The organism is Gordonia insulae, from assembly GCF_003855095.1.
Taxonomy (GTDB): Bacteria; Actinomycetota; Actinomycetes; order Mycobacteriales; family Mycobacteriaceae; genus Gordonia; species Gordonia insulae.
This window is the reverse complement of record NZ_CP033972.1, coordinates 5,727,378-5,740,363: the sequence shown is the minus strand read 5'-3', so window position 1 is coordinate 5,740,363 and position 12,986 is coordinate 5,727,378. Positions and strand designations below refer to the sequence as shown.

Sequence of the window (12,986 nt, the reverse complement as noted above, 5' to 3'; positions counted from 1 at the left end):
TCTTCTCGGGCACGACTCCACTCACGGTCACGACTGTAGTGCCGCCCCGATGAGAGCAACCTGAGACCATGCGTGCAGGTCAGACCAGAACCGAGTCCACCAACTCCTGCGCCTGCGCCTGCACTGTCGCCAGGTGATCGGCGCCGTTGAACGATTCGGCATAGATCTTGTACACGTCCTCGGTGCCCGAGGGGCGTGCCGCGAACCACGCGTTCTCGGTCGTCACCTTGAGGCCGCCGATCGGCGCACCGTTCCCGGGCGCCTCGGTCAGGATCGCGGTGATCGGTTCACCGGCCAGCTCGGTCGCCGTGACCTGATCGGCGGACAGCTTGGCCAACAACGCCTTCTGCGCCCGCGACGCAGGCGCGTCTATCCGCGCGTAGGCACTCTCGCCGTATCGTTCGGCCAGCTCGCGATATCGCTGCGACGGTGTCTTACCGGTCTTCGCCAGGATCTCCGATGCGAGCAACGCCATGATGATCCCGTCCTTGTCGGTGGACCACGGTGCACCGTCGAAGGTCAGGAAGGACGCTCCGGCACTCTCCTCGCCACCGAACGCGATACTCCCGTTCAACAGACCGTCGACGAACCATTTGAATCCGACGGGCACCTCGACCAGCGGCCGCCCGATACCCCCGACAACCCGGTCGATCAACGAGGAACTGACCAGTGTCTTGCCCACCGCGGCATCGCCTCCCCATCCCGGTCGGTGGGTGAAGAGGTAGTCGATGGCGACGGCGAGATAGTGGTTCGGGTTCATCAGCCCGCCGTCGGGGGTGACGATGCCGTGCCGGTCGGAGTCGGCGTCGTTGCCGGTGGCGATGTCGTAGGTGTCGCGGGCGGAGATCAGCGACGCCATCGCATTAGGTGAGGAGCAGTCCATCCGGATCTTGCCGTCGGTGTCGAGGGTCATGAACCGGAACGTCGGATCGACCGTCGGATTCACCACGGTCAGGTTCTGCAGGTTGTACCGGAACCCGATCTCCGCCCAGTAGCCCACAGATGCGCCACCGAGGGGATCGGCGCCGATGTGCACGCCGGCGTCGCGGATCGCCGTCATGTCGACGACCTCGTGCAGGTGGTCCACGTAGGTCGCGGTGAACGGGTAGTCGTGGATGAACTCGCTGCTGCGCGCCCGTTCGAACGGGATGCGCTTGACCCCCGCGAGTTTTCCGGCGAGCAGTTCGTTGGCGCGCCGGGCGACCACCGAGGTGATGCTCGTGTCGGCCGGACCGCCGTTGGGCGGGTTGTACTTGAACCCGCCGTCGCGGGGCGGATTGTGCGACGGGGTCACCACGATGCCGTCGGCGAGTACTCCGGGGTTGGCCTGGTTGAACCGCAGGATCGCGAAGCTGACCGCCGGGGTCGGGGTGAACTTCTCGTTCTCCGCGATGTAGACGTCGACCTCGTTGGCGGTGAGCACCTCGAGCGCGCTGCGCCACGCGGGGATCGACAGCGCGTGGGTATCGAAGCCGATGAACAGCGGACCGGTGATGCCGGCCGACTTTCGGTATTCGACGATGGCCTGTGTGGTGGCGAGGATGTGGGCCTCGTTGAATGCCGAATCCAGACTCGACCCACGATGGCCCGAGGTGCCGAACAGCACCTGCTGTAACGGATCCTCCGGATCGGGCACCTTCTCGTAGTAGGCGCGCTCGACCGCTGCGACATCGATGAGATCCTCGGGAAGCGCCGGTGTTCCTGCTCTCGGATGTGCCATGCCGCAATTCTGCCACTGCGCGACCGATCCGAACGGGGACAACGAACGAACATCTACTGTGAGTGGCAGTGCACGGTCCTAGGGAGGGTTCCTCGATGCAGTCCGTACGAGCGCTCGTCCTGGTCCTGCCGGGCGGCACCGACCACAGCTATCGGCCGTTCAGTCCCCGCCAACCCTCGGCGCTGCGCATGTATCCCTTCACCTGGTCGATCCGGGCGCGCTTCGGACGGTCGGTGGTGGTGCGTCAGGTGCGTTATCGGGTGTACGGCTGGAACGGCGAACAGGACAGCCCGATGCCGTACGCCCGGGCCGCGCTCGACGAGATCGCCGGCGCCCATCCGGGAGTACCGATCGTGCTGATCGGACATTCGATGGGCGGCCGCGTGGGCGCGCTGTTGGCCGCCGACCCCCGGGTGACCGGACTGCTCGCGCTCGCGCCGTGGTGGCAACACGCGGATTGGCGGGCGATCCGTGACGGGGTACGGGTCGTCGCGATCCACGGGACCGCGGACGAGCGCACCTATCCCCGGCGGACCGAGAAGGGGGTGCGTGAACTGCGCGACCGCGGTGTGGACGCGACGTTCGTGCCCATCCCCGACGGTGACCACGCCATGCTCGACCACATCTCGGTGTGGCAGCGCGCCGCACTGGATTTCGTCGGCCGTACGTTGCGCGACGTGCGGCGCGGTGGACCGCCCTCAGCCGGTCAGGACGAGACCTTCGCCCCCGCCGACGCGACCACATCGTCGAGGTGTTCCGTGCGGAAGACCTCGTAGGTCGCCGGTGTGCCCCGCAGTACGAACAGCGGATCGTCGCCGGTCGATGTGTAGCCCTGATTGCGGAGATCCACGCGGACGTTCTTGAAGGTCGATGTGTGTTCGACATGGTCGACCACACGGATGAACAGCGGAACCGCATAGCGCGGCAACGTCTCTCGCACATGGTCGGCGAGCGCGGCCGGATCGAACCGTTGCCCTTCGGCGACCACGACCGCGGCCATCCCGGCCTTGCCGTCCGCGCCGGGTACGGCGACACCGAAGACCACGGACTGATCGATGAACGCGCAGGAGTCCAATGCCGCCTCGACCTCGGTCGTGGCCACGTTCTCACCCTTCCAGCGGAACGTGTCGCCGATCCGGTCGACGAACGCGATATGCCCGAAACCCTGATCCCGCACCACATCTCCGGTGTTGAACCATCGATCCCCCGCCTTGACCGCGTCGGCCACGACCTTCTTCTCCGACGCCTTCGGGTCGGTGTAGCCGTCGAAGTGGGCGCGCTGGTTGATCTCGCCGAGCAGCAGTCCCGTTCCGCGCTTGCCGACCGGGATGACGCGCCCGTCGGCGCCTCGACGCGGCTCACCGCTCTCCCCGTCGTACTCGACGAGGAGATAGGTCAGTGGACTGAAGCCCGCGGACTTCGGGATGCCCAGCAGGTTGACGAATCCGATGTTCCCCTCGCTGGCCGCATACAGTTCGGCGACCCGCTCGATCCCGAACCTGGTGGTGAACTCCTCCCAGATCTCCGGTCGCAGCCCGTTTCCGACGATCACCCGGACCGAATGCGTTCGGTCCGTGGACTTCTCCGGCTGCGCCAGCAGGTAGCGGCAGAGTTCCCCGATGTAGCAGAACGCGGTCGCCCGATTCTCGATGACGTCGTCCCAGAAGCCGGACGCCGAGAAGCTCTCGCCGACCGCGACGCACGCACCCGCGCGCATCGCCGCCGAGACCGACACCGTCAGTGCGTTGTTGTGATAGAACGGCAGCGCCGCGTACATGGTGTCGTCGGACCTCAGGCGCACACCCATACCGCCGATCCCGTGCATGGCGACGTGCCAGCGATGGTGGCTCATCTTGCTCGCCTTGGGATATCCGGTGGTGCCGGACGTGAAGATGTAATAGGCGGTCTCGCCGGCCTCGACGGTGTCGGTGACCGCCGGATCGAGCGGGCTCAGGGTGGCGCTCCGCTGTTTCAGTTCGGCGAAGTCCACGACAGAAGCCGGACGCACGCTCTCCGGCACCGAGGCCAGCGCCTCCTCCAGACCGGGCTGCAGCAGAACGACTTTCGCGCCGATCAAGCCGAGACTGTGTTCGAGGACGGCGCCCCGCTGATTGAAGTTGATCATGCCGGCGATGGCGCCGAGCTTGACGATGGCCAGCATGGCCAGCACCACATCGGGGTGGTTCTTGGACAGGACCGCGACGACGTCACCGCGCCCGACACCCGCCTCGGTCAGATACGCGGCGAAGCGGTTCACCTGGGCGTTGCACTCGCGGTAGGTCATCGACTCGCCGTGGAAGCGGAGGAATGGCCGATCGGGATACTTCGCCGCGGTCTGCTGGAAAGTCTTGCCGACGGACTCCTTGCGCGTCAGCGGCCGCGGGATCATCCGCGGGATCACGCCGGCGACGATGCGCCAATCCCGGCCGATGCCGCGCAGTCCGCGCACCACGTCCGCCCCAGTCACATCGGTGTGCCCGACCGCTTCCGCCGCCCCCGTGCTCGTCGCAACTGTCGCCATCTGTACGGATTCCTCCCCAGGATCTTGCCACCGGCCCGCCCCGCCCGACGCGAGGTCGCAGACGCCTGCGATGGTGCCGCCAGGCTATCCGAAAACGACCGTGGTCAGAAGTGGGCCGTCGATGTCGACGGACCTCGAGGCAGCCGACGCCGATGCTACTGTGACGACCATCACATTCGATGAGGAGCATCATGGCCACAGCATCCGATCATCCCGTCGTCACCACCACCACGGGTCCGGTACGCGGCCGTGAACTCGCCGGCGGCGTCGTCCGGTTCCTCGGGATTCCCTACGCGGCAGCACCGTTCGGGCCCAATCGCATGCAGCCGCCGCAACCCGCGGACACCTGGGTGGAGCCGCGCGACTGCGCCGAGTTCGCCGCGACCGTGCCGAAGGGCGACTACCCACCGCACTTCGCTCCCCTCTTCGCCGAGGTGACGATCGACGGCGACGAGTGCCTCAACGTCAACGTCTGGTCGCCGGGACTCGACGGCGCGCACCCAGTCCTGGTGTGGATTCACGGCGGCTCGTTCATGAACGGGTCGAACTCGGTGGCCGAGTACGACGGCGCCGCATTCGCGCGCGACGGCGTGGTGCTGGTGTCGATCAACTACCGGCTCGCCGCGGAGGGTTTCCTGTATCTCGGCGACGGAGTCGCCAACCTCGGACTGCAGGACCAGGTGGCGGCGCTGCGCTGGGTGCACGAGAACATCGCGTCGTTCGGCGGCGACCCGGATCAGGTGACCGTCGCGGGAGAGTCTGCGGGCGCGATGAGCGTGTCCACCCTCCTGACGATGTCGTCGGCGCGCGGGCTGTTCACCCGCGCGATCACGCAGTCCGGGGCGACCGCCCACACCATCACTCCCGAACAGGGACTGATGGTGAGCCGCTTCCTGGCCGAGTCGCTCGGCGTCGAACCCACCCGGGCGGCGATTGCCGGTGTCGACCTGGACACCCTGATCGCGGCCGCATCGGATCTGGTGACCGAGGTGCAGACCAGCCCGGACCCGGCGAAGTGGGGCCCCCTCGCGATGAGTCTGCTGCCGTTCGCACCGGTGATCGACGGTGACGTGCTGACCCGCCACCCCCTCGAGGCGATGGCCGACGGCGCCGGGTCGGATGTCACGGTGCTGACCGGTTCGACCCGCGACGAGGCGCGGCTGTTCCTGGTGGCGCCGCAGACGATCGACCTCATCGACGAGCCGACCTTCACCGCGACCGCGCAGGCGTACGGCCTCGATCAGCAGGCGATCGAGACGTACGCCCGCAACAGACCCGACGCGAGCCCCGGTGATCTCGTCGCAGCGGTCGTCACCGACTGGTTCTTCGGAATCCCCGCGCTCCGCGTCGCCGAGACCCGTGCCCGCGTGGGCGGTGCACCGACCTGGGTCTATCGATTCGACTATCCGGATCCGGCGGACAACGGAGGGTACGGCTCCGCGCACGCCGCCGAGATCCCCTTCGTCTTCGACACCCTGCACGAGAAGACGGTGGCGCCGCGCCTCGGCGACCACCCGTCGCAGGCGGTCGCCGATGCCGCCCATCGCGTGTGGGTCGATTTCGTCACCACCGGATCGCCCGGGTGGACGTCCTACGACCTGAACGCCCGCCACGTCGGACTCATCACCGACATCGTCGCCGATGTCTCGGACCCGACCAAGGACGAGCGGGAGGCCTGGGAGAGCGTGCGCTGATCCCCGTGCGGTGATCCCCGTGCACCGGGCCGCCGACGGCTAGTGTCGCTGTCATGGCATTGGTCGCGACGGGGCTCACCCGATCGTTCGGCAGGCACACCGCGGTCGCGCACGCCGACGTCACGCTCCGTCCCGGCCGGATCACCGGCCTGGTCGGACCCAACGGGGCAGGTAAGACGACCCTGCTGCTGATCCTGGCGGGGCTCCTCGCGCCCGACGCCGGCAGCGTCGAGGTCGACGGAGGGCCCATCGCCGCGTCCGACCTGCGCGCGCGGGTCGGCTGGATGCCCGACGTATTCGGCACCTGGGAGAGTTTGTCGACCACCGAGATCCTGACCACCTTCGCCCGGCTCCATGGCGCATCCGCCGCCGATGCGCGACGTCGCGCGCATGACCTGTTGCAACTCGTCCACCTCGGCGAGTTCGCCGACAAACCGGCCCATGAACTCTCCCGCGGACAGAAGCAGCGTCTCGGCTTCGCCCGCGCCTTGGTCAACCGCCCGAGCATCCTCCTGCTCGACGAGCCTGCGTCCGGCATGGATCCGCGGTCACGCATCGATCTGCGCGACCAGGTGCGCGAACTCGCTGCCGACGGTTGCGCGATCCTGGTCTCGTCGCACATTCTCACCGAGCTGTCGGAGATGGTCGACGACGTGGTGATGATGACCGCGGGACGCACCTTTGTCCCCGAGCACCGCTCGGGTCACCTCTGGCGCATCCGGCTGGCGGGCCAGTCCGTCGCGGACGCCGAGGCGACGACGTTCCCCGACGACGACAGCGCCGCCGAGTATCTGGCCGGGCTCATCGCGACCGGTGTGCGGGTCAGCGAGTTCACCCGGGTCACCAACGAACTCGAGGACACCTATCTCGCCCTCGACGCGGAGAGGACGTGACGGTGACGACCACCGAGACCCGCCCGGCAGGCAGCCGGCCCGCCCGACTCGGGTGGTGGCGCCCCGTCCGGATCATCGCCGGCCTCGAACTGCGCCAGCGTATCCGGGCAACTCGCTGGCGGATCAGCTTGGCGGTGATGTTCGCGGTCGTCACGGCGGTCGTGTTCGGATCGTTCTACTTCGTCCTCACGGTCGGTGGCAGCACCTACCGTGAGTGGTCGGCCAACCTCTACGCGATCGTGGTCGCCCTCGTGCTGTTCCTCGGCGTCATCATCTCGCCGACGTTGACCGCGACGGCGATCAACGGCGACCGCCGCGATGCCACCCTCGCGGTAGTCCAGGCGACGCCGATCACCAACTGGCAGTTGGCAACCGGGAAGTTCCTGGGCAGCTGGGTGGCAAGCATGACACTGCTGGTCGTCGCCCTCCCGTACGTGCTGTGGGGCATCGTCTGTGCGCCCTTCGGCGTCGCGTCCGGATTCCTGGGCGTCGTGCTGGTGATGCTGATCTTCGCCTGTTATTGCGGTGTCGGGCTGGGTTTCTCGGCACTCACGGCCCGGCCCGCCGGGTCGGCGATCCTGACGCAGGGCACGGTGCTGTTCCTGCTGCTGGGCCTGCCTGCACTGTTCGGTCTGCTGTACCCCGCGGTCAGCCGGGACCATCAGGTCACCGTCGCGAGCTACGGCCCCTACGATCCCGGGCTCGCCGACCGCGATCCCGGGTACTACCCGCCCTGCCGTGATGTCGAGGAGACGCGCGCCTACCACCACACCGAACGCACATGGTGGCTGCTCGCCCCCAATCCGTTCCTGATGGTCGCCGACGCGGTGGGTCGCACCGATCCCCCCAACTGGACCTACATCGGTACCACGACGTCGCCGGAGACGACCCGGTTCTCGGTGGCCCGCCCCATCGCCGAAGCGCAGTCGACCGCGCGCGCCGGGCCGTTCATCGAAGAGCGGACATGCGCGGAGGCAGATTTCCGGTTGGAGTTCGGACCGAATGGAACCGAGACCTCCTATTGGGAGCGCAAGCGCGCCCACGAGTCGTCCTTCGTCGGCGCCAGCTGGTACATCGGGCTGATCGTCAACCTCGCGATCGGCGGCGCCGGCTTCCTGATCGCGGCGCGACGTCTCCGCGTCCCCGCCGGCAAGCTCCCCCGCGGCGTCCGGATCGCCTGAGGGCACCGCGCCGGACAACACGGCGACCCCGCCCACAGCGGCCCACAAAGGCAGCGGCCCCCGACCCGGGTTTCCGGGTCGGGGGCCGCTGTCGGTGGAGCTGCCGGGAATTGAACCCGGGTCCTCCGTCGTGTCAGTAGGGCTTCTCCGTGTGCAGTCCGCTATGCCTCTACTCGGATCTCCCGGTCACGCGAACAAGCCGAGATGACGATCCCAGTCGCTGTTGGTTGTCCCGTCCACACCCGCGACCGGCGAGGACGGTGAGCTCCCGAAGATGATGCCGGGACCCGGGCTGGGAGCAGACCCGGGCCGACAGACTAGCCGGCGCTGCTCAGGCAGCGAGGGCGTAGTCGCGCTGATTCTTATCGGCGCTTAATTGGTTGCTGCGACGCTTACGGTGGTCTCCAGCCTGCACCGACACGCTTCCCCTACCTCGACGCACGCAGTCGAAACCGATCAGCCCCGAGACAGGAACCCGCCGACTTCTCGGCGAGCACTTCAGTCTAACAACGCCCGCTGACTAATTCATCCCGATATCGGCCGGCGTCGGTCTCCGGGCCACCGGTGCCGCGTCAGGCGTCGGCGGCCTGAGCCTTCTGCGCAGCGTCGAGCTGCGCCAAGAGCGCGAACGACAGGAACGTCATCGGGCCCGAATCCACGAACTGATCACCGACGTTGCCCGCGATCCCACCCTCGAGGGACAGCTTGCCCAACAGGTCGAGCTTGAGCTGCGGCGAACCCTCGGCGAAGTCCAGGTCTGCCAGGTCGACCCAGACGATGTTCGGCCGCGTCGTGGATTCGTAGACGTACCGCTTGTTCGTCAGGTCCAGGACCACCTGCCAGATCGTCTGCGACGCATCGGGCTTACCCGGGTCCGGGAGCCGGAACGGCTGGGCCGTGTTGCGGATGACGCTGAACATGCTGGAGATCGCCTCGAGCTGACTGCCCGGCTGCGGCAAGCGACTCGCGTAGTACGCGGCCCGGGCGAAGCGATGCTCGGCCATCGTGTCCCCGGGCAGCGGCTCGTCGCCACCGAGACCTTCCCAGCGCGTGAGCAATTCGAGTTGCCGATCGTAGGTGGGTGAGTTCGTCATCACGTGGTGGTCCGGGCTGTGATAGACCTTCGCGTGTCCGTCGATGTACTCGATGATCGCCGAGTCGCCGCTCGGGTCATCGAGGGCGAGGTGGATGGTCGGGGGGTTCCCGCCGGTGGGATCGGGCATCTGGATGACCTGGACGTCGGTCTGCTCCACCCAGTCGACGGCCTCCGCGACGGTCGCGAAGTTGTCCAGGAAGTACTGCAGCCAGATGGCCTGGCTCAACGCGGGTCGCGAACTGTCACGGTCACCGTAGGTCGACTCGGCCAGCCACAGGACGTGTCCGCCCAGGCCCACCTCGTTCATTCCGTCGACACTGATGATGTCGAACGCCGCGGTGACGACGCTGCCGTACTTCGACGTCCATGTCAGCTCGCCGGTGACACCGTCGTCACGGCGGACCCCTCGCGGTTGCTTCCACAGATTCGTCATGAGGTCTTTGTGAAAGTCCATGTTCCGTCCCACCAGGACGGCTCCGTTGGCATCAGGCCAGATCACGCGTGTACACATGTGTTTCCCATTCCTTTTCCCGAGTTCGTTCTTCCCGAGTCCGTTCCTCCCGAGGCATCACTGCGCCCCGGAGTCCTGCACCGTCAGGTCGACGGCGCCGTCTGCTGCGAGCTTCCGGAACTCCCGGGGACCCATCCCGTAGTGCGCGCGGAAGCGGTTGCGAAAGGTCGCGACCGAGGGGAATCCCGCCGCGGCCGCGACGTCTCCGACGGCCAGACCCGGATTCAGCATCAGCAGTTCGCGCGCGGTCTCGGCCCGTCGCGCGGCGATGAGCCCGGCGACCGACTCCCCCGTCCGCTCGAAGTTGCGGTAGACCTGTCGCCGGCTCAGATGCAGCTCGCTCGCGATCACGTCCGGGGAGAAGTCCGGGTCCCGATGATGGCGGTCGATCAGGTCCACGGCCGCCTCGTGGACGAACAGCGCATTGTCCTCGAGCCGATAGTTCTCGAAGTTCAGTTCGGCGAGCGCGGCGGTGATCAGATCGACGGCCGCCAGTTCGGTGTCCACCGGCGGTGCCGGCGCGCTCGAGATGGCGGTGTCGACCGCGAAACGTGTGACGAACCCGGCGGCCGCGCGTGACAGCAGAGTGTGCGACGCCACCGGCCGACGGGCACGCTCGGCGGTGTGCCGCTGCCTTCCGAGCAGGTCGATCGGGATGATCACGCCCATGGGGTCGGTGACCGAATCGCAGTAGTGGCTGTAGGGCACCGCGAAGTTGACGAACACCAACTGACCCGGCAGATACGCGAAGTCGCGGGTCCCCTGCTGCACGGTCGTGTGGCCGCGCAGCGTGCTGACCAACACTACGAGGTTGTCGTAGGGCCGCTCGCGGACCAGCTCGGGTGTCCGATCGAGTCGGAACGGGGTGTGGATGGCGCAGTAGGTCGTCAATTTCTCGAGGCTGCGCGAGTACATCATCGCCCCGAAGTCGGCCGGACGGTCCACCGTGAGATCGACCAGCGGGTTGTAGTCGGCCATCCCCTCGTTCCCGAACCGCTGGAACGGTGGTTCCGGTGTCCCCGAACCCGACTGCGCAGCGAGCCGGGACCGCCACCGCGCGACGAGACCGTCGCTGAGGTGGTCCGGGCTGCCGCGTGGCCGCCGGTTCGGGGTGTTCACGACCCGGCACCGACCCCGGCCGATGACCGGCGAGGCAAAACTACGAGCGATGCGAAGAAGAAGCACAATGCGCCGATGAACGTGCCGACGTTGGCTACCACCGTGTCGACGGTGACGCCCGTGCGGGTGACGTAGGCGCCGACGGCCGACACGGCGAACGCCACGCATCCCACCCAGTTGATCTGCACCGACCACCAGCCGCTATCCCGCGGAGCCCAATTGGTGCCATTGGCGCGGTAGTACGCCACATAGGCGACTGCACCACTGACCAGGAAGGCGATGGAGCCACCCGCATCCGGGCTCCACACCAGGTGCCGTTCGGCCGGGACGGAATGTGCGGCGATGGCCGCCGTCGTGCTCACGTTGAACAGCACGGTACCCAGTGATTGCGATGCGGCGGTGAGCCATTCGGCACGCACCATCGTTCCGGTGCCGTAGGCGACCGGGACGGTCCGGGCGCCGCTCATCAACAACTGGATGAGCCCCGCCGCGGTGAAGAACCAGGCGCCGACGAAGTAGGCGAGGTTCGAGGCGGAGGCACCGGCCCACTGACCGAAGCCCGGCGCGGACCCGAGCGCGAAGAGCGCCGAGCCGATCATGAAGCCCCAGCACTGCTTTCGCAGCGTCGGGGTGAGGACTCGGGCGAGACCGCTCGACCCGGTGTCCGCGATACTCATGGTCACCGTCCTGGTGCGGGATATGGCGCCTCCGGGTCACCGGATGCCGCCTGCGGTATCCGGGGCGGACCGGATCGGCCCGCCCCGGAGGGACTGTCGATCAGTGGTGGAAGTGCGACCCGGTGCCTTCGCGGGGCATCGGGGCGTCCAGGTTGTCGAGGAAGGCGATCTCGCTCTCCATGTCGCGCAACAGCGCGTCGGCGAGGTCGCGACTCAGGCCGGCCCGGACGACGATGCGCTGCAACGTCATATCGGCGAGATTGTCGGCCATGGGGTAGGCCGGGACCAGCCAGCCCTTCATGCGCAGTCGGTCCGAGAGGTCGAACAGGGTCCACTTGTCGGTGTAGTCGCGCTTGAGGCGCCAGGCGAACACCGGGATCGTGTCGCCCTTGCTGACGAGTTCGAACGGCCCCATCTTCGCGATGTTCCCGGAGAGGTACTGCGCCACATCGAGCGATCCCTGCTGGACCTGCCGGTAGCCTTCGCGTCCGAGCCGCAGGAAGTTGTAGTACTGCAGCAGCACCTGGGCACCGGGTCGCGAGAAGTTCAGTGCGAGGGTCGGCATGTCCCCGCCGAGATAGCTGCAGTGGAAGATCATGCTCTCGGGCAGGGCTGCGGTGTCGCGCCAGATGATCCAGCCCAGACCCGGGTACACGAGTCCGTATTTGTGCCCCGAGGTGTTGATGGACACCACTCGCGGAACCCGGAAGTCCCACTCGAGATCCGGCTGACAGAACGGTGCGATCATCGCGCCCGACGCGCCGTCGACGTGGATCTTGATGTCGAGTCCGGTCTTCTCCTGGATCTCGTCGAGCTTGGCCGAGATCTCCTTGACCGGTTCGTAGAGCCCGTTGTAGGTGACGCCGACGATCGCGACCACGCCGATCGTGTTCTCGTCCACGTACTTCTCGAGTTCGTGGCCGTCGAAGACGAAGTGCTCCTCGGTGACCGGCACCCAGCGCGGCTCCACCTCGAAGTAGTTCAGGAACTTCTCCCAGCACACCTGAACGGCGGTCGACAGCACCAGATTCGGCTTCTCGATCGACTTGCCCTCGGCCTTGCGTCGTGCCTGCCAGTGCCTCTTGAGGGCCAGACCACCCAGCATCGCCGCCTCGGACGATCCGATCGTCGAGGTGCCGATCGAGTCGTCGAGGTCGGGGACATTCCACAGGTCGGCGATGATCTTCCAGCAGCGGTCCTCGATCGCCGCGGTCTGCGGGTACTCGTCCTTGTCGATCATGTTCTTGTCGTACGTCTCGGCGTAGAGCTTGCGCGCCTCGTCGTCCATCCAGGTCGAGACGAACGTCGCGAGGTTGAGCCGGGCGTTCCCGTCGAGCATGGCCTCGTCGTGGACGATCTGATACGCCGTCTCGGGCAGGCTCATGTTCTCGGGGATCGAGAATTTGGGCAGTGACGTGGCTTCCCCCGGCCGGACGAAGACCGGGTTCAGGTCAAGGGTGTCACCGTTATTCGTGGTGTGCCGGGCGTTGGTGTGCTTGCGGTCGGGCATTTCGTGCTCCTCTTCGGGGTCGCGGCCATGCGGGTGTGCTCGGTGATCGTCGGTGGTGCTACAC

General features: G+C 67.1%; 10 protein-coding genes and 1 other RNA gene. 4 read left to right on the top strand and 7 right to left on the bottom strand.

Annotation, left to right across the window (positions count from 1 at the left end; all coding sequences use genetic code 11):
- Window positions 1–79 precede the first annotated feature (79 nt).
- Window positions 80–1,720 (bottom strand): phosphoglucomutase (alpha-D-glucose-1,6-bisphosphate-dependent), encoded by a 1,641-nt coding sequence (gene pgm / locus D7316_RS25910; RefSeq protein ID WP_124710812.1) that lies wholly within the window; start codon window positions 1,718–1,720, stop codon window positions 80–82.
- A 95-nt stretch (window positions 1,721–1,815) separates the two neighbouring features.
- Here pgm and D7316_RS25905 point away from each other — a divergent pair, with 95 nt between their 5' ends.
- A complete protein-coding gene (locus D7316_RS25905; protein ID WP_124710811.1) occupies window positions 1,816–2,496 on the top strand; it encodes an alpha/beta hydrolase in 681 nt (226 codons plus the stop codon).
- Here D7316_RS25905 and D7316_RS25900 read toward each other — a convergent pair.
- A complete protein-coding gene (locus D7316_RS25900) occupies window positions 2,427–4,241 on the bottom strand; it encodes a long-chain-acyl-CoA synthetase (RefSeq protein ID WP_124710810.1) in 1,815 nt (604 codons plus the stop codon). The two genes, D7316_RS25905 and D7316_RS25900, sit on opposite strands and share 70 nt — an antisense overlap.
- A gap of 191 nt (window positions 4,242–4,432) precedes the next feature.
- Here D7316_RS25900 and D7316_RS25895 point away from each other — a divergent pair, with 191 nt between their 5' ends.
- Genes D7316_RS25895 through D7316_RS25885 form a run of 3 tightly spaced genes read left to right on the top strand, consistent with a single transcriptional unit; the run spans window position 4,433 to window position 8,009 of the window.
- On the top strand, window positions 4,433–5,935 hold the full coding sequence (locus tag D7316_RS25895) for a carboxylesterase/lipase family protein (protein ID WP_124710809.1): 1,503 nt from the start codon (window positions 4,433–4,435) through the stop codon (window positions 5,933–5,935).
- A 53-nt stretch (window positions 5,936–5,988) separates the two neighbouring features.
- A complete protein-coding gene (locus D7316_RS25890) occupies window positions 5,989–6,828 on the top strand; it encodes an ABC transporter ATP-binding protein (RefSeq protein WP_124710808.1) in 840 nt (279 codons plus the stop codon).
- 2 nt (window positions 6,829–6,830) lie between these two features.
- A complete protein-coding gene (locus tag D7316_RS25885; RefSeq protein ID WP_124710807.1) occupies window positions 6,831–8,009 on the top strand; it encodes an ABC transporter permease in 1,179 nt (392 codons plus the stop codon).
- A 92-nt stretch (window positions 8,010–8,101) separates the two neighbouring features.
- Here D7316_RS25885 and ssrA read toward each other — a convergent pair.
- From ssrA to D7316_RS25860, 5 genes are all read right to left on the bottom strand, one after another.
- Window positions 8,102–8,473, bottom strand: a transfer-messenger RNA (tmRNA) gene (ssrA, locus tag D7316_RS25880).
- Between the two features lie 108 nt (window positions 8,474–8,581).
- Window positions 8,582–9,616, bottom strand: coding sequence for a linear amide C-N hydrolase (locus D7316_RS25875; RefSeq protein WP_124710806.1), 1,035 nt, complete (start codon window positions 9,614–9,616; stop codon window positions 8,582–8,584).
- Window positions 9,617–9,673: 57 nt separating this feature from the next.
- Complete coding sequence (locus D7316_RS25870; protein ID WP_124710805.1) at window positions 9,674–10,735, bottom strand: AraC family transcriptional regulator; 1,062 nt, start codon at window positions 10,733–10,735, stop codon at window positions 9,674–9,676.
- Window positions 10,732–11,412 (bottom strand): hypothetical protein, encoded by a 681-nt coding sequence (locus D7316_RS25865; RefSeq protein WP_124710804.1) that lies wholly within the window; start codon window positions 11,410–11,412, stop codon window positions 10,732–10,734. Before D7316_RS25865 ends, D7316_RS25870 begins: the two co-directional genes overlap by 4 nt.
- Window positions 11,413–11,512: 100 nt before the next feature.
- Window positions 11,513–12,922, bottom strand: a complete 1,410-nt coding sequence (locus tag D7316_RS25860) for a glutamate decarboxylase (RefSeq protein ID WP_124710803.1) — start codon at window positions 12,920–12,922, stop codon at window positions 11,513–11,515.
- Window positions 12,923–12,986 lie beyond the last annotated feature (64 nt).